Annotated in this window: 18 protein-coding genes; 12 read left to right on the plus strand and 6 right to left on the minus strand. The window is 37.4% G+C overall.

What is annotated here, in order from left to right:
- Positions 1 to 249 precede the first annotated feature (249 nt).
- On the plus strand, positions 250 to 1,131 hold the full coding sequence (locus tag Hs30E_RS08225) for a class II fructose-bisphosphate aldolase (RefSeq protein ID WP_172209478.1): 882 nt from the start codon (positions 250 to 252) through the stop codon (positions 1,129 to 1,131).
- Between the two features lie 104 nt (positions 1,132 to 1,235).
- Here the strand turns inward: Hs30E_RS08225 and Hs30E_RS08230 are convergent, their stop codons facing one another.
- Genes Hs30E_RS08230 through Hs30E_RS08240 form a run of 3 tightly spaced genes read right to left on the minus strand, consistent with a single transcriptional unit; the run spans position 1,236 to position 2,435 of the window.
- Complete coding sequence (locus Hs30E_RS08230) at positions 1,236 to 1,526, minus strand: GNAT family N-acetyltransferase (protein ID WP_172209479.1); 291 nt, start codon at positions 1,524 to 1,526, stop codon at positions 1,236 to 1,238.
- Between the two features lie 27 nt (positions 1,527 to 1,553).
- Complete coding sequence (locus tag Hs30E_RS08235; protein ID WP_172209480.1) at positions 1,554 to 2,138, minus strand: YdcF family protein; 585 nt, start codon at positions 2,136 to 2,138, stop codon at positions 1,554 to 1,556.
- A 24-nt stretch (positions 2,139 to 2,162) separates the two neighbouring features.
- Positions 2,163 to 2,435: a (4Fe-4S)-binding protein gene (locus tag Hs30E_RS08240; RefSeq protein ID WP_172209481.1), complete on the minus strand. Its 273-nt coding sequence runs from the start codon at positions 2,433 to 2,435 to the stop codon at positions 2,163 to 2,165.
- A gap of 332 nt (positions 2,436 to 2,767) precedes the next feature.
- On the opposite strand from Hs30E_RS08240, the gene Hs30E_RS08245 reads away from it, so the two are divergent.
- The 6 genes from Hs30E_RS08245 (at position 2,768) to Hs30E_RS08270 (ending at position 8,218) form a co-directional block, all read left to right on the plus strand.
- Positions 2,768 to 3,610 (plus strand): Rgg/GadR/MutR family transcriptional regulator, encoded by an 843-nt coding sequence (locus Hs30E_RS08245; protein ID WP_172209482.1) that lies wholly within the window; start codon positions 2,768 to 2,770, stop codon positions 3,608 to 3,610.
- A 679-nt stretch (positions 3,611 to 4,289) separates the two neighbouring features.
- The gene (locus Hs30E_RS08250) at positions 4,290 to 4,610 is read left to right on the plus strand and encodes a hypothetical protein (RefSeq protein WP_172209483.1); all 321 of its coding nucleotides are present in this window, start codon (positions 4,290 to 4,292) and stop codon (positions 4,608 to 4,610) included.
- 3 nt (positions 4,611 to 4,613) lie between these two features.
- Positions 4,614 to 6,656 carry a hypothetical protein gene (locus Hs30E_RS08255; RefSeq protein ID WP_172209484.1) on the plus strand — a complete coding sequence of 681 codons (2,043 nt, stop codon included), beginning with the start codon at positions 4,614 to 4,616 and terminating at the stop codon, positions 6,654 to 6,656.
- Positions 6,653 to 7,264 carry an ATP-binding cassette domain-containing protein gene (locus tag Hs30E_RS08260; RefSeq protein ID WP_172209485.1) on the plus strand — a complete coding sequence of 204 codons (612 nt, stop codon included), beginning with the start codon at positions 6,653 to 6,655 and terminating at the stop codon, positions 7,262 to 7,264. The genes Hs30E_RS08255 and Hs30E_RS08260 overlap by 4 nt, the downstream gene beginning before the upstream one ends.
- Before the next feature lie 11 nt (positions 7,265 to 7,275).
- On the plus strand, positions 7,276 to 7,956 hold the full coding sequence (locus Hs30E_RS08265) for a hypothetical protein (RefSeq protein ID WP_172209486.1): 681 nt from the start codon (positions 7,276 to 7,278) through the stop codon (positions 7,954 to 7,956).
- A gap of 142 nt (positions 7,957 to 8,098) precedes the next feature.
- Positions 8,099 to 8,218 (plus strand): DUF4044 domain-containing protein, encoded by a 120-nt coding sequence (locus Hs30E_RS08270; RefSeq protein ID WP_172209487.1) that lies wholly within the window; start codon positions 8,099 to 8,101, stop codon positions 8,216 to 8,218.
- Positions 8,219 to 8,292: 74 nt separating this feature from the next.
- Here the strand turns inward: Hs30E_RS08270 and Hs30E_RS08275 are convergent, their stop codons facing one another.
- From Hs30E_RS08275 to yycF, 3 genes are all read right to left on the minus strand, one after another.
- Positions 8,293 to 9,099, minus strand: coding sequence for an MBL fold metallo-hydrolase (locus Hs30E_RS08275; protein WP_172209488.1), 807 nt, complete (start codon positions 9,097 to 9,099; stop codon positions 8,293 to 8,295).
- 64 nt (positions 9,100 to 9,163) lie between these two features.
- Positions 9,164 to 10,606: an ATP-binding protein gene (locus Hs30E_RS08280; RefSeq protein ID WP_172209489.1), complete on the minus strand. Its 1,443-nt coding sequence runs from the start codon at positions 10,604 to 10,606 to the stop codon at positions 9,164 to 9,166.
- The gene (gene yycF, locus Hs30E_RS08285; RefSeq protein WP_172209490.1) at positions 10,596 to 11,303 is read right to left on the minus strand and encodes a response regulator YycF; all 708 of its coding nucleotides are present in this window, start codon (positions 11,301 to 11,303) and stop codon (positions 10,596 to 10,598) included. Before yycF ends, Hs30E_RS08280 begins: the two co-directional genes overlap by 11 nt.
- A 384-nt stretch (positions 11,304 to 11,687) precedes the next feature.
- On the opposite strand from yycF, the gene Hs30E_RS08290 reads away from it, so the two are divergent.
- The 5 genes from Hs30E_RS08290 to Hs30E_RS08310 all read left to right on the plus strand — a co-directional run bounded on the left by Hs30E_RS08290 (position 11,688) and on the right by Hs30E_RS08310 (position 15,646).
- Positions 11,688 to 12,428 carry an amino acid ABC transporter ATP-binding protein gene (locus Hs30E_RS08290; protein WP_172209491.1) on the plus strand — a complete coding sequence of 247 codons (741 nt, stop codon included), beginning with the start codon at positions 11,688 to 11,690 and terminating at the stop codon, positions 12,426 to 12,428.
- A 143-nt stretch (positions 12,429 to 12,571) separates the two neighbouring features.
- A complete protein-coding gene (locus Hs30E_RS08295; RefSeq protein ID WP_172209492.1) occupies positions 12,572 to 13,378 on the plus strand; it encodes a transporter substrate-binding domain-containing protein in 807 nt (268 codons plus the stop codon).
- A gap of 113 nt (positions 13,379 to 13,491) precedes the next feature.
- Entirely contained in the window at positions 13,492 to 14,175 is a 684-nt protein-coding gene (locus Hs30E_RS08300; protein ID WP_172209493.1) for an amino acid ABC transporter permease, read from the plus strand.
- A 12-nt stretch (positions 14,176 to 14,187) separates the two neighbouring features.
- On the plus strand, positions 14,188 to 14,856 hold the full coding sequence (locus Hs30E_RS08305) for an amino acid ABC transporter permease (protein ID WP_172209494.1): 669 nt from the start codon (positions 14,188 to 14,190) through the stop codon (positions 14,854 to 14,856).
- Between the two features lie 106 nt (positions 14,857 to 14,962).
- Positions 14,963 to 15,646, plus strand: coding sequence for a hypothetical protein (locus Hs30E_RS08310; RefSeq protein ID WP_172209495.1), 684 nt, complete (start codon positions 14,963 to 14,965; stop codon positions 15,644 to 15,646).
- The last annotated feature ends 128 nt before the right edge of the window (positions 15,647 to 15,774 follow it).

Genomic DNA, 15,774 nt, shown 5'->3' on the forward strand with positions numbered 1-15,774 from the left:
CTTGATAACACGATACTTTTTCAATTCATTCACAGTGAGTAATATCCTTTTCATAAGTCTTAGTTTAACATTTGGGACATTTTATGTTTCGACCTACTTAGGACATTATCACTTTCGAATGATAAAATTAGAAAATATAAACAGTTATACTTGAATATTATTTCACAAAGTGATATAATAAGTGTGTCAAGGCTATCTCTAAACCTTAATTTTAGAGAAGTCTTAAAAATATTTGGAGGACATTTAAAAATGGCTATCGTTTCAGCAGAAAAATTCGTTGCAGCAGCTCGTGAAAACGGCTATGCAATCGGTGGATTTAACACAAACAACTTGGAGTGGACACAAGCTATCTTGCGTGCAGCAGAAGCTAAAAAAGCACCAGTTCTTATTCAGACTTCGATGGGTGCTGGTAAATATATGGGTGGCTATAAAACAGCTAAATATATCATCGAAAACCTTGTTGAGTCAATGAACATCACAGTTCCAGTTGCGATTCACCTTGACCATGGTCATTATGAAGATGCGCTTGAATGTATCGAAGTTGGTTACACATCGTTGATGTTTGACGGTTCTCATTTGCCAATCGCAGAAAACCTTGAAAAAACGAAAGAAGTCGTTGCGCTTGCACATGCTAAAGGTATTTCTGTCGAAGCTGAAGTTGGGACAATCGGTGGAGAAGAAGATGGTATCGTTGGTGCGGGCGAATTAGCACCAATCGAGGATGCTGTTGCCATGGTTAAAACAGGTATTGATTTCCTTGCGGCTGGTATCGGTAACATCCACGGTCCTTACCCAGCTAACTGGGCAGGTCTTGACTTGGATCATCTTAAAAAACTCACTGAGGCTGTTCCAGGATTCCCAATCGTTCTTCACGGTGGTTCAGGTATTCCTGACGACCAAATTCGTGCAGCAATCAAACTTGGTGTTGCTAAAGTCAATGTGAATACTGAAAGTCAACAAGCTTTCGCAGCTGCAACACGTCAATTTGCAAAAGATTACGAAGCCAATGAAGCTGAATACGAAGCTAAAAAACTCTTTGACCCACGTAAATTCCTCAAACCAGGTATTGATGCCGTTCAAGCAGCAGTCGAAGAACGTATTGACGTTTTCGGTTCTGCAAACAAAGCATAATGACTAGATAAACTTAATAAAATAAAGGCTTGCCGATTTTGGCAAGCCTTTTTGAGATAATAAAAAACGCCCACTTTGACAAATAAGTCAAAGTGAGCATTTAACTAATCATCTACCTGCAAAACATCCGCATAATCAGCTTTCTCATCAAATTCTTTCTTAGCAAAAGGACAAATCGGGAAAATTTTCTTGCCTTCTTGTCGTGCCTTTTCAACAACTTGAAAAACAAGTTGCTCAGCCAAACCTTGATGCCGATAATTGGGTTCAACTCCAGTATGCACAATAATCAAAGTGTTCTCACTCTCCAAAAACGCAATTTCCCCAACTTGTTCGCCAATCGTTGAATCTAGCAACACAATTTGATTTCCCTGATCTTCAAATGTAAAATTTGCCATTAAACTCTCCTTTATTTCTAATCGAAACTACCAATCAAAAATCAAACCTTTCCCCAATGCGAAAATTTCTCTGCCATACATATTAATCGTCTGACCTGTCCTTGAAATCGCAGGAACAAGACTCACCGTTTTAATGCCAGTCCGCTTGGCAAGCATTTTCGCCCGATAAGCATGAAAATCACTGGTCACAATCACAACCTTTTTTAGCGGTATCAATTTCTTGGCATTTTCAATATTCTCTTGCGTTCGGCCAGACTTATCCTCAAGCAAAATCTGACTTCTAGGCACGCCATTTGCGCTCAGATACTTTGCCATACAGCTTGCCTCAGAAATCGGCGCATCCTTACCTTGTCCGCCACAAACGATAATCGTCGTCTTAGGATTTTTGGCAATGTAGCCAAGCGCTGCATTCAACCGTTCCTTTAAAACAGGCGAAGGATAGGCAGTCTCAGCCGAATTGCCACGAACCTCAGCGCCTAAAACAAGCAAAGTATCAGCGTTTTGCTCAGCTTGATAGTGTGTCCCACTGAAAATCAACCCCAACATCACAGCCACATAAATGCCACCTAACATGGTAAGCTCGCCGATTACTTGAACAATTTTCTTCTTCATTATTAGAATTAACTTAGCATAAAATTAGGAATCATGGCGCACCCACTTCAAAGCACCACTTGGACAAGAGTCGACAACAGCAATCGAATGGTCAGCAGACTCGCCATTATCCGCAATAATCCATGGTTTACGCCCAACCTCAAAAACGCCAGAATCCCCACGTACACAATTACCAACATGCGCACAAATCGCTTGATTATAATAAATATCCAAATCTTTACCATAATACTTGCGATACCCAAGCGCCAACAAGTCTTTTTCAGTAACAAGTTGCCCATTAATTTGATTGCCTTTCATCATGCACCCCCATAAACTCAAATCTTTTTGATACTTTAATTATAGCACTTTATTGATGACAAGGAAAATATCTTGTGTGAAAGAGAGGGAATTTAATAAAGGAGAAAATGACAAAATATTATGAATTTTTTTGACAAGTAACGCTGAAAATGTTATACTAGTAGTAGGTAGTAGGTAGTAGGTAGTAGGTAGTAGGTAGTAGGTAGTAGGTAGTAGGTAGTAGGTAGTAGGTAGTAGGTAGTGCTATCTGTGCTTATTAACTACTCTTATTCTCACTCTTGACTATTTATGACTTACTTTGCTATTGACAATTAGATATAAGGAGATATAAAATGTCAGAATTGCAAGACTTAGGTACTTTTTACCGAGAAAAGCGGGTATCACGAGGGTATAGTCTCAATGATATTGAAAGTGACTATCTTGACAAGGGTCAAGTTTCACGATTTGAAAATGGTTTAGCTATGTTATCAGCGGAAGCACTTGTGTACGCAATCGAAGGTATCAATATGACACCAAGTGAATTTTTCACGTCAAAGGGGAATTATGATACGGGGATTTTGCGTAAATTTGGTAATGAGTTCCAAAGTTACATGTTCAATTGCGATGCAGAAGGACTTCGTAGCATGATTATAGCAAGTCCTCGAAGAACAGATAAAAAGCTCTTTAATGTTATTGTCAAATGTGCCATTCGAGATATAACAACTGAAAATCTGCTTACCTCAAAAGATACAGAGTTTATTGATAAATATTTGACAAATATTGAAAATTGGACAATATTTGAGGTAAACATTTTTAGTTTGTGTTTGGAGGCCTTGGACATAGATTTAGCTCGTGACTTGGGAAAAGAGATGATAAAAAGGGATAAGTTGTATAAAGTTTTGGCTTATAATGCGTTTATGGTTAAAGAGGCGTTAATCAATCTTTATTGCCATATGATTTTACATGGCAAATACTACTATGCAGAAGAATTTGAAAAAGAGCTTGAAAAATTACTCACACCATTGGATGTGAAAGAAAAGATTTTCTTTCATATTTTTAAAAAAATTGGGCAATATCGACAAGAAGGGAAAGCCGAAGCATTAGCAGAAATTAAAAAAGATATTGAATTTTTGAAAGCTTTTGATTTACAAGTCTTAGCTGATCGTGTTGAGATGCTTATGACTAATTATGAATAAAAAATCCACCTAATCATTGGGGAATAGGTAGATTTTAAAGTTTATTAAAGCCATTGGAAAAACATACTACAAAGAAGACGCATGATAGACTTCCTCCTTTCTTTTAGACTGAGATAATCCGTTACTATTTTAGCTACTATACACATAATTTTTAGTAAAACATTTGTTTTCAACCGACTTAAGAAAGATTTACGATTGATTTAAGAGTAAATTATCAATAATTAAAAAGACTAAATATTAACCTTGAATTCATTTTATCAAAATAAATAGGCTAAAACGAAAAGTTGTTAATCAACAACGGTTGCGGATTAACAACTCTAGGATTAGGGGATATTTTTTGGTAAAATTAATCTTGTAAGTTAGTTCGGACGATTTGCACCGACAAAGAACAAAAATTTCTGCTATCTTTAGAGTGGTTATCGCTTGTTCTTTGTCAGTATCGAATTTAGTTGCAAATAAATTTGATACTAATGTCTCAGTTAGAGAAGTTTACGCAAATTGTTTTAGACAACCTGATTGAAAGAGTCGTATACAATCTTTTATGGCTGTTGTTTATAAGCATTTTGGAAATTATCTAGCGAAATCATAAAGATAATATTGTTTATCTGTTACAAATTATCTCTGACTGACACCTAACCTATATGTTATTGCTCAGTCTTAAAAATGGAGGAGATTAACCATGAAAAAAATTATTTTGAGTGCAGGAATTTTTCTTGCGTTAGCAGGTGGCGCAGTTACTGCCGCTGCTACAACATCACATCCAGCGCCTGACCCAATTGTTGATACCTGGAAATATGGTTCAGATGGAACGACTGATTATTCGCATTACTATGTGGAAACAAATCCTTATGGTAGTTTTGCAGTGTTGTACAGTAAAAATTGGCCTAATAAAGCAGTTGCGGCTGATCAGAAAAACTATGGTTGGGCAAAAGCAGATGCTAAGCGTGCTTGGAATGACCCTAATGGTTTCACGGCAAAATGTGCCTATTATGCTTTTTAATCGATGGCTAAATTAAGCAAACAGCTTACAGGGCGATTTATCGCTCTGTTCTTATTTACTGGTATATTTGTTGCGTTAGCTTTTGGGCAGATGGGATTATTCAAGACTGGAGAGATACCATTTCCAAGTCAAAATATTCTGTATGTGAGTGAAGTTTCGACAGATAGTAACAATTTTTATGGCACACTTGAGCAGATTGCCGAAAACGATAATCTTCGTCTTTATCGCAGTGTTGTTGATAAAGGCGAGAGTAAAGGCTTTGTTTTTGGACAACTTCCGAAAACTTCTAAGGAACGTTGGACAAAAAATAGTGAGACTTTAGAGGCATTACCGCTTATTGGTGAGTATTTTATCGAAGGTAAGATGAGCCAAAAGTCACTTGATAGCTTAGAAAAGATAAAAGTTAAGTCTGTCATAGCACCGACAGGTTGGCAAGGGGTTGTGGGCGATTTATTTCTTGGGTGGACAATCAGAACGACTACTTTTTATATGAGTTTACTTCTATTTGCCGTAACGATTTATGCTTTGAAAATGGCTAAGGTCAAGAAAGCTATGATAGCTCGTACCTTGGGTGTGAAAGTGATAGCGATAACCGTTGAATTACTATCGTTACTTTTCAGTTTTGTATGTTGGAGTTTGTTAGTGATAGCGCTTTCGAACTATTCGGGTACGATGTTGCTGACAAGTTTCATCTTCTTATTAGCTTTTATTTTGGCAAGTGTGTTGCTTGTTTACTTGTTTGTCCAATTTCTTTTTTGGAGTTTTATCCGCACAAGTCAAATTAGTGGTATTTTAAAGAATAAAATTGTCAATAAGCCTTTTAACTATTTGTGGTTGCTTATTATTGCTTTAAGTATTGGCACGATGACACAAGTTATCAGTCAAGCTAAGGAAGAATATGATTTAGCACAAAATCGTCAAATTGCTTTGAAAAAATGGGAAAAAATTTCAGACTTCAGTAAATTAGATGTCAAATTTTCAGAGCTAATGATGAATATGCCAGAACAACAACAAACCAAAGAGGAAGAAGAGGCACGAAAAAAGGCTTTGACTGCCTATGTATTGGGTTGGCAAGACTTTTATGATAGTTTTTCAGATGATGATGAACTGTTTTTAGAACGTCCAGATGATATTGACTTTCTTCAGATAGACGGCGAAACGACACCAGCTGAAGATTTTAAAAATCCAGGAAAAATAGTTGACTTACAAAGCAAATGGATTGCTAAAATTTGGCAAGTCAGTCCTTATGTTGTGAAATTAAGTCAAGAACTTATCGAAGATAATGCGACGATTTTCACAAATAACAAGGCAGTAACTGTTTATATTCCAGAAAAATATCGGGCATCACAAGCGGAGATTTTACCGCCGATAACAAGTCATTTTGTTGATTCAGGTTTAACAGAAGAAGATTTTGAGGTAAAGATTATTTCAAATGATTTCAAAATGTTTGTGCCTATTTTAAGTGAGATAACCAATCGAGAACAACTCGAAGTTATTGCAGAAGATTGTGTGATTGCACAATATAATGTCAAGAAGTTTCCTCATAATACTAAAGCAACATGGGCTTTGAGCGATAATTTTCAACAAGGCTTGTACCGCCAAGATAAATTACCCGCTGCGATTAAAAATTCTGTTGTACAAGGAGAAATCTTGAATTTTTCAAACGCTTTTGATATTTTGGAGAATTATCAAAAAGAATCAACTAGTCAGATGAAACGAGCGATTTTTACAAGTATTGCATTGTTTGTGGCACAAATTGTTGTTTTATTTGAATTTGTTAAGTTACGTTTGGCATTAAAAGCTCAAAAAATTTGTGTCAGTCAACTTTTTGGCATATCGCCAAAAATAGACTATTTAAAAATTTTCTGTTTACTTGTTGTGGCTATTTTTTCAGGATTAGCATTTGCAGTTTATAAAGGTGCAAATCTAAATATGGTGTTATTATCGGGTACATCATATCTTTTAATGGTTATTTTAGTGATGTTAGTAGCTGCTTATCAATTTAAGAAAAAACGTCTATCTATCTTGAAAGGAGAAATACTATGATTGAACTTCAAAATGTTAGTAAAAAATTTGGTAAGAACAATATTTTTGAAAATGTTAATTTAGTTTTTGAAACAGGGAAATCATATGCACTGGTTGGCGCATCTGGTAGCGGAAAAACAACACTTTTAAATGGTATTGCGCGGTTAGAAAAAATGACTTCAGGTCAAATTCTGCTGAATGGCAAAAATATCTGGGAGAGTCGAGAAAAGTCATATTTTAAAAATGAATTAGGTTATGTTTTTCAAAATTATGCGTTAGTTGAGGATGAAACTGTTTCTAGTAATTTAAAAATGATTGAAAAAGATGTTGTCAAGCAGAAACAAGCCTTAGAAAAAGTTGGTCTGTTAGATGAACATTTGACATCAAAAATATATGAACTATCAGGCGGTCAGGCGCAACGTGTAGCGATTGCTAGACTGGTTTTGAAACAGTCTAGGATAATACTTGCAGATGAGCCGACTGGTGCGTTAGACAAGGATATAGGTGTAGAAATTCGAGACTTGTTGTTGTCGTTATTAACACCTGAATCGGTTGTTATATTTGCGACACATGATGCGACTATCTATGACCATGTTGACGAAGTTATCGCATTAGATGACTTAAAGTGAGGAGTAGAGTGATGAAAAGAAAATTATTATTAATAGGCTTTCTAATCGTGCTATTAGGTGGCGGTGTGTTTGTTTTCAAAAGGTCTCAAAGCGAAGCAGAACTATTAAAACCTTTAACGAATAAAGGTGTGGCGCAAACCTTTGTAAATGATTCTGGTGAAAGTCAGACTTTTTCAGTCAATGAATCAGGGTATTATGACATCAATACTGTCAGTGGGGATAATGATTTCTTGGTACCAGGTTTGCCACTTGTAGGCTTTACTTTATTGGGACAGTATTTTATGAAAGGACAAGAATTCTCTTTTAATTCAAATGCAGTTGTGGAACTCAAACCAGCAGAATTTTCAAGTGTCAAAACTTCAGATGAACAGTTTGAATTGCTTCATAATGGCTCATATTTTTCTGATATTCAAATTCCAGAAGGAGAGTATGAGGTTGTCTATCAAGGCGAGTTTATACAAGAAGGCTTGAAAACGCAGAAACCTGGCCCAGCAACTATAGATGTTACATCATTGAGAGTAGAAACGGATAAGTCAACAGTTAGTGAATTTAGTGCAAGTTCAAGTGTAACATCTTATGAATTTAATGCTGAAAAACTAAGTCAAACCATTAAAATTATGAAAAATCAAGAGATAAAAATAAAAAAAGGACGCTCAGAAGATGCCAAATTTATTTTTACTAAATTGCCTTAGTTGATGTTTATCACTTATAAGAAGTTCTTCCATTAAGTTAGCTAAGACTTTTAAATAATAAAAACCACCCATTTCCCACAAATCCCAAAATACTTCCACGCAACGCTTGAAAAATCTCTCATTTTGCGGTAAAATATTGACTATGGCTTATAAAAAAGAACAAAAATCGACTTTTCAAAAAGTCGTCATGATTATCGTTTGGCTCATGCTGATTTTGACCATTTTTACTGCAGTTGCAATGGCAGTCTCAGTTTTTATCTAATCTCGTCTGTGGCGAGATTTTTTGATAAATACCAAAACAGCTACTTTCATAAAAAAGTAGCTGTTTAATAAATTTCAAATATTATACAAAGGACTAGCCTCAATATGGCTCGTATCAAGTACTTTGACGACATTTTTCGTATCAATATCATGCTGTAACAAAGTATTTTCCATTGTCATATGCGCAAGTTCTTTGAGATTATTTTCCTGACTTCGGTGACCGAGCAGGATTTTTTTTGTCTGCTTGCCAATGACCGAAAGTGCCGAGCGTGCGCCGTCCTCGTTTGACAAATGCCCTTTATCTGACAAAATACGCTGTTTGAGTCGCCAAGGATAGCTACCCATACGCAAAATTTCAACATCGTGGTTGCTTTCCATAAGATAGGCATCAGCATTTTCAATCGTCCCACGCACGCGATCGCTGACATAACCAGTATCTGTCAACATGACAAAACTCTTACCGTCTTTCATAAACTTATAAAATTGTGGCGCTGCCGCATCATGGCTAACCCCAAAACTTTCAACGTCAATATCACCAAAGGTCAGCATTTTCCCCATATCAAAAACATGTTTTTGAGTGACATCAATCTTACCGCACGACTCACCAATCGCCGTCCAAGTGTCAGCATTAGCAAAAACATTCATCTTGTATTTACGCGCCAGAACGCCCAGCCCAGCCACATGATCCTTGTGTTCATGGGTCACAAGCAAACTATCAACGTCATGCAAGGATCGGCCAATCTCATTCATTAAACCCTCGATTTTCTTACCCGAAAGTCCCGCATCAACTAAAATCTTGCGCTCAGCCGTCTCGATATAAGTCACATTACCACTTGATCCACTTGATAAAATGCTATATTTAAACCCAGTTTTTTCTGCCAATTTATTTTTCCTTTTAATTATATAATTAGTTTTTGTTTAAAATGATATAAATATAGTCGCAATTCTATTGCTTTTCCTCTGACCAATCATCAACATCAGAAGTCGCATCGCTTCCAAGTGGTGCGTAAGGTAAAACAATTGTAAAAGTCGTGCCTGTTTTACCGTCAGATTTCGCCCAAACAAAGCCATTGTGCATCTTGATAATATCACGTACAATTGAAAGACCCAGCCCAGATCCACCCTGCTCACGGCTTCGCGCCTTATCTACACGATAGAAACGGTCGAAAATCTTTGGTAAATCCTTTTTAGGAATGCCTATTCCTTCATCAGAAATGCGCAGTAAAACTTGCGTATTGGTTAGCTCCAAACTTACCGTGATTTTGCCGCCATCAGGACTATATTTAATGGCATTATTCATCAAGTTATCAATCACTTGACTCATCTTGTCCGTATCAATTTCCATCCAAACAGGTTGCAAGGGAATTTTTCGAACAATCTTGAACTGCTTAGTATTCTTATCACTATGCCCGACAATTTGATCAAAACGATTAAGTTGAAAATGGAGAAAAGCAACAAAGTTAATCACTTCCTTTTCCAAAACAATCTTATCAGAATCCATCCGTGACAAGATGACCAAATCTTGAATCATCCGAATCATCCGATCAGTTTCCTTGAGTGAAACCTTAACAAAGTTTGGTGCTAGGTCAGAATCGGTAATAGCACCCTCATCAAGTGTCTCAAGATAAGATTTAACCGAGGTCAATGGCGTGCGCAACTCATGAGAAACGTTGGAAACAAAGAGACGACGTTCACGCTCATTTTTCTCTTGCTCGGTAACATCGTGTAAAACTGCCACAACCCCTGAAATAAAGCCAGATTCACGCCGAAACAAGGCAAATTTAATCCGCAAAGTCGTAAATTCACCCATAGCATTTTGTGAATCAATGATAAGCTCAGGCTCAGATTCGAGCAACTCTCTAAAAGTATAGTCGCTTGCAATATCAAGTGCGTCAATAATTTTGCGCGACAAAATATCTTTTTCTTTGACATTTAGATAGTTAAGTGCAGAAGCATTAGCAAGCACCACCTTACCCCGCCTATCCGTTGCAATAACACCATCTGTCATATAGGTCAAAATACCATTTAAACGTGTACTAGACGATTCTAGCGTTTCTTGAGCATGCTCCGTTTTTTCGCCAAGATTAACCACTTTCTCATAAAGAAGATTGATTTCAGTATGACCAGGAATTTGCTTTCTAACCGCATAGTTTTTCTCAGTAAAATCATCAATTTGATCTGAAATTTGCTTTAAGCCAAACGTGATTCGCAAACTAAACCAAATCGTCAAGGCAAGCGAAAAAAGATAGAAAATGCAAAAAAGCATGAGCGAGTCTTCATGTGCCAGAAAAATAGGCGCATTCCAAGCAAAGAAGATTGAAAAAAGCAGTAAATGCGATATTACCGCTTTAAACAAAATCCCACTCGTTATCGGGAGTTTATTTTTCATTTGGGTCACTCAAATAATAGCCAACACCACGCCGTGTCATCACATATTCAGGGCGACTTGGTGTGTCCTCGACCTTTTCTCGCAATCGCCGAATCGTCACGTCAACAGTCCTCACATCGCCAAAATAATCATATCCCCACACCGTCTCAAGCAAATGTTCACGTGTCATGACTTCGCCAACATGTTGTGCCAAGTATTGCAATAGTTCAAATTCACGGTGGGTCAAATCAATATGCTTATCATTTTTATAAGCCGCATATTTTTCTGGCGCAATGTTAATCGCGCCAATGCGGAGTTCTTTTTTATCATTGTTAGCAGACGCCCCTTCCAAAACGAGGCCAGAACGGCGCAAATTTGCCTTGATCCGCGCCAGTAATTCACGGTTTGAAAAAGGTTTAGTCACATAATCATCCGCTCCCAATTCAAGCCCGATAACCTTATCAAACTCACTATCTTTAGCAGAAACCATGATAATCGGTACTTCTGAGGACTTGCGAATCTCACGCGCAACCTCAAGACCATCTTTTTTGGGCAACATCAAATCAAGCAAAATTAAATCAGGATTTTCATTAGCGAAAACCTCAAGTGCTTCCTCGCCATCAAAAGCAGTCAGCACCTCATAACCTTCTTTAGTTAAGTTAAATTTGACAATATCAGAAATTGGTTTTTCGTCATCAACGACAAGTATTTTTTTCACGGCTACTCCTTTAGCGATTAGAGCGACAAGGTCGCAAAGAGTTTGGGGAAGTAGCTATACACAATCTAATTTTGATTTAGCTGTTGGTCTACTTCTCAGTCTCTGTTATCTAGCTATAATTATAACGTTTTTTCCAACATTCAGCAATCAAAACGTTAGTTTTAGATAATCAATCACAAAATCAAATCATATTAAGCCTAAAAATGTCGTAAGAAAACTTAATTTTTCACATTTTCCGAAACGCTACTTTTATTAGCTTTCCAGTTTGATAAAGTATAATAGAAATTTTAATCGTAAAAATAGTTTGACAATTCAGATACTACGTGATAAAATAGTTCTATGTTACAAATTGTAACATGAAAAATAAAATATAAGGAGATTTAAATGCCGCTTATAGAATTTAAAAATGTCGATAAGTATTACGGCGAGTATCATGCGCTCAAGCACATTGATTTGGCAATCGAAGAAGGTCAAGTTGTTGTGTTGCTTGGCCCATCCGGATCAGGAAAATCGACACTGATTCGCACGATTAACGCCCTTGAAGGTATTGATTCTGGCGAGCTTGTTGTCAATGGTCATCATGTAGATCATGCAAGTAAGAAAGATTTGGTTGAACTTCGTAAAGAAGTCGGAATGGTTTTCCAACATTTCAACCTTTATCCACACAAAACGGTGCTAGAAAATGTGACATTAGCACCGACGAAAGTACTCAAACAGGAATTGCGTGAGGCAACAAAAATTGCTGAGAAATACCTGAAATTTGTCAATATGTGGGATAAAAAAGATGCTTTTCCAGGACAGCTTTCAGGGGGGCAAAAGCAACGTGTCGCTATTGCTCGCGGACTTGCTATGACCCCAAAACTTTTGCTTTTTGATGAACCAACCTCGGCGCTTGATCCTGAAACAATCGGAGATGTTCTCTCAGTCATGCAAGGACTCGCTAAAGATGGTATGAATATGGTTGTCGTCACGCATGAAATGGGCTTTGCTCGTTCAGTTGCCGATCGCATCATTTTCATGGCAGAAGGCGAAATTTTGGAAGACACAACTGACGTCGCAGGATTTTTTGACAATCCGCAAGAACCACGCGCTAAGCAATTTCTTAGCAAGATTATCAATCACTAAGGACTGAAACTAAAAAACGTTTTTGTCGAAATCTTTGCTAAGTTTTTCACAGCTTTGTTGAAAATTTAGCAAAGATTTCGCGAAAAGAGTTTTTAGAGGAATCCTGCCACTACATTTTAGAAAAATAGAAGGAGCTTACCACTATGAAGAAGACAGTAAAATATTTAGCCGCTATCGCAACAGCTTTCGCAGTTGTTACCTTGGCAGCTTGTGGGGCATCAAAAGAAGACAACTCAAAATCAGCAACTGACAAAATCAAAGACAAAGGTAAAATCGTTTTTGGTGTCAAACAAGATGTGCCAAATTTTGGGTATAAAGATCCAAAAACCAATGAATTTACTGGTGTCGAAATTGACATCGCAAATGAAATCGCAAAAGACTTAGGTGTCAAGGCTGAATTTGTACCAGTCACAGCCCAAACGCGTGGACCATTACTTGATAATGGTCAAGTTGATGCGGTGCTTGCAACATTCACAATCACAGATGAACGCAAGAAATCTTACAATTTCACAACACCGTATTTCACGGATGAAGCAGGTTTCTTGGTTAATAAAGCATCAGGATTTACGGATGTTAAAGATTTGGACGGTAAGACAATTGGTGTCGCGCAATCTTCTTCTACTAAAGATGGACTTGAAGCACTTGCTAAACAAGAAGGCATTTCTTTTAAATACTCTGAACTCGCAGATTATCCTACTTTGAAAACAGCCCTGACCTCAGGACGTATAGACGCATTTGCCGTTGATAAATCAATCTTGTCAGGCTATGTTGATGACAAAACAGAAATTCTCGGCGAAGGATTTGCACCACAAGAATATGGTATCGCAACGAAAAAATCTAATACAGAACTCGCAGATTATCTTGATAAGACAGTCAATAACTTGAAAGATGACGGTGGTTTGAAGAAATTAACAGATAAATATAATCTAAAAGATGCCACAGCGAAATAGTTTTTGGAGAACTAGATACAAAACGTTATCAAACGAAAACTAAGCGAAACGGCGTGTTAGCAACTTAAACACACCAAACAACATTAAAAAACGAAAGAAAGGTTTATTCATATATGAGTCCTTTTGCATTAGAACGCTGGCAAGCATTCTTCGCAGACTTCGGTCAATTCGCCAAAGGTTTTCTCTACACGCTAGAGATTGCTATCTGCGCTTTGATTTTGGCTATGGTGCTAGGCGCAATCTTCGGATCGCTTTCAGCAACGCGCAGTAAACTATTGCGTGCCATTAGCCGTGTCTATGTCGAATTTTACCAGAATACGCCGTTATTGATTCAATTTATGGTCATTTACTACGGCTTTCCACTTTTAAACAAATATCTCGTCCTTTCGGCATTTTGGACAGCTGTCATCTGTGTCGGGCTTTATCATGGTGCTTACATTGCCGAAGTTATCCGCTCAGGTATTGAGGGCGTACCTAAGGGGCAGACCGAGGCAGCAGAGTCTCAAGGCTTTACTTATGGCGATACCATGCGTATCATCATCTTGCCACAGGCGGTTCGCATGATTTTTCCACCATTGACCAACCAAGTCGTCAACCTCATCAAAAACACATCAACGGTCGCCATTATTTCTGGTGCCGACCTCATGTTTACCGCCAAATCTTGGTCGTCGATGAACATGAGCTATATCCCAGCTTTTGTCGGTGTTGGTGCGCTTTACTTCGTCTTGTGCTTTCCTTTGGCGACGCTCGCGCGTCGAATGGAGGAGAAAAACAAGAATGCGTACAGTGTAGGTTAGAAAGGAGAGATTATGAGCTTAGCCCAAGAAGCAGCACAAGTATTTACAGCAACTAATATCAAATTTCTCTTTCAGGGTCTTGGCCTGACACTTTTCATTGCCTTGATTTCAATCGTTTTGTCAACTATTTTCGGGACAATTCTCGCAGTCATGCGAAATGGTAAAAATCCATTTTTGAAATTTATCGCAAGTATCTATGTTGAAGTCGTCAGAAACGTTCCCAATCTCCTTTGGATATTCGTAATATTCTTGATTTTTCAAGTCAAATCTGTTCCAGCAGGCGTCATCTCATTTACCGTTTTTACGACAGCAGCGCTTGCTGAAATTATTCGTGGTGGGTTAAATGGCATACCAGAAGGACAAACGGAAGCAGGTAAGTCACAAGGCTTTACCGATATGCAAATTTTGACCAATATTGTCTTGCCACAAGCCATTCGCAAAATGTTACCAGCGATTATTTCACAATTTGTTACGGTTATTAAAGATACATCGTTTTTGTATTCGGTTATCGCACTTCAAGAATTGTTTGGTAACTCGCAAATCTTGATGGGACAGTATTTCCAAGCAGGACAAGTCTTTATGTTATACGGATTTGTCGCCTTACTTTACTTTGTTATTAATTTTGCCATTTCACAATTTTCACGTAAATTACAAAAATCTTGGAGTTCCTCTTTGGAATAAATAACAGATAAATAAATTATCAGCGACTCAATCAGTCAGCTGATAATTTTTTAGTTGCTTTTAGACGTATTTGCGTATAAAATAGAGAACGAAAGGCTTTTTTAGTATGAATGAAAATTTTATTGAGATTTACAAAAAATTAGAGGCATTTGCCAACAAAAAATTTAACAGGACAGGGCGATATATGCCCATGTCACAGTTGACGGATGAAATGATTGCCCATATTCCTGGTGCCCAAGAGTTTGCGACTGATTTTGAATTATTTAATAACATGAGAAATATGCTGCAGCACAAGGAAGCTGATAGATATTTTGTGATTCAGCCCGAAGTGGTTGCCTTGATTTCCCACGTTTATGATGTGGTAACAAAGCCGCTGACAGTTGGGGAATTTTTCTCGTCACCAGTTGTTTTTGTGATTGAATCTGATAATTTTGCTTCCTTAATCAGCCATGTCAGAAATCATCATCACACGCAATTTCCAGTAATTAACACAGCAGGTGTTGTTATGAGAAAAATCGTGACACCAAATGCCATTACGCATGCTTTGACGGAGTCAGAAAATCCGTCAGTGACGAAAATTATCCAAAAATCACAAACGTTAGTCAAGTTTATCGCACAAACGGAGTCGATTTTTACGGCGGAAAAGATGTTGCTAGATGAGATGAGAACGGGACGTAAATCAGTTGTGTTACTGATTACCAAAACTAAGAAAACTAAGAATGTTCACATTGATGATGTTGTCGGTCTGATAAATGTCGCTAATTTGCCCCAAATTTTAGCTAAAAAATAATATGTCAAGCGAAATTGAAAATGTCCCAAAAAAAGTCTAAACATGAGTTACGTTTTGCTAAAGCAAAATTTGCTTTTAGATTCCATTTTTGATATGATTGAGTTATGATTTAGGCTGAATTTTCAGCT

Source organism: Pseudolactococcus hodotermopsidis, from assembly GCF_011170085.1.
Classification (GTDB): domain Bacteria; phylum Bacillota; class Bacilli; order Lactobacillales; family Streptococcaceae; genus Pseudolactococcus; species Pseudolactococcus hodotermopsidis.

Excerpts from the sequence above, each read along its gene's own strand:
- Hs30E_RS08305 (WP_172209494.1), top strand. The coding sequence starts at position 14,188 with ATGAGCTTAGCCCAAGAAGCAGCACAAGTATTTACAGCAACTAATATC.
- Hs30E_RS08295 (WP_172209492.1), top strand. The coding sequence starts at position 12,572 with ATGAAGAAGACAGTAAAATATTTAGCCGCTATCGCAACAGCTTTCGCA.
- Hs30E_RS08280 (WP_172209489.1), bottom strand. The coding sequence starts at position 10,606 with ATGAAAAATAAACTCCCGATAACGAGTGGGATTTTGTTTAAAGCGGTA.
- Hs30E_RS08265 (WP_172209486.1), top strand. The coding sequence starts at position 7,276 with ATGAAAAGAAAATTATTATTAATAGGCTTTCTAATCGTGCTATTAGGT.
- Hs30E_RS08240 (WP_172209481.1), bottom strand. The coding sequence starts at position 2,435 with ATGAAAGGCAATCAAATTAATGGGCAACTTGTTACTGAAAAAGACTTG.
- Hs30E_RS08310 (WP_172209495.1), top strand. The coding sequence starts at position 14,963 with ATGAATGAAAATTTTATTGAGATTTACAAAAAATTAGAGGCATTTGCC.
- Hs30E_RS08245 (WP_172209482.1), top strand. The coding sequence starts at position 2,768 with ATGTCAGAATTGCAAGACTTAGGTACTTTTTACCGAGAAAAGCGGGTA.
- Hs30E_RS08250 (WP_172209483.1), top strand. The coding sequence starts at position 4,290 with ATGAAAAAAATTATTTTGAGTGCAGGAATTTTTCTTGCGTTAGCAGGT.
- Hs30E_RS08255 (WP_172209484.1), top strand. The coding sequence starts at position 4,614 with ATGGCTAAATTAAGCAAACAGCTTACAGGGCGATTTATCGCTCTGTTC.
- Hs30E_RS08235 (WP_172209480.1), bottom strand. The coding sequence starts at position 2,138 with ATGAAGAAGAAAATTGTTCAAGTAATCGGCGAGCTTACCATGTTAGGT.
- Hs30E_RS08290 (WP_172209491.1), top strand. The coding sequence starts at position 11,688 with ATGCCGCTTATAGAATTTAAAAATGTCGATAAGTATTACGGCGAGTAT.
- Hs30E_RS08300 (WP_172209493.1), top strand. The coding sequence starts at position 13,492 with ATGAGTCCTTTTGCATTAGAACGCTGGCAAGCATTCTTCGCAGACTTC.
- Hs30E_RS08260 (WP_172209485.1), top strand. The coding sequence starts at position 6,653 with ATGATTGAACTTCAAAATGTTAGTAAAAAATTTGGTAAGAACAATATT.
- Hs30E_RS08230 (WP_172209479.1), bottom strand. The coding sequence starts at position 1,526 with ATGGCAAATTTTACATTTGAAGATCAGGGAAATCAAATTGTGTTGCTA.
- Hs30E_RS08225 (WP_172209478.1), top strand. The coding sequence starts at position 250 with ATGGCTATCGTTTCAGCAGAAAAATTCGTTGCAGCAGCTCGTGAAAAC.
- Hs30E_RS08270 (WP_172209487.1), top strand. The coding sequence starts at position 8,099 with ATGGCTTATAAAAAAGAACAAAAATCGACTTTTCAAAAAGTCGTCATG.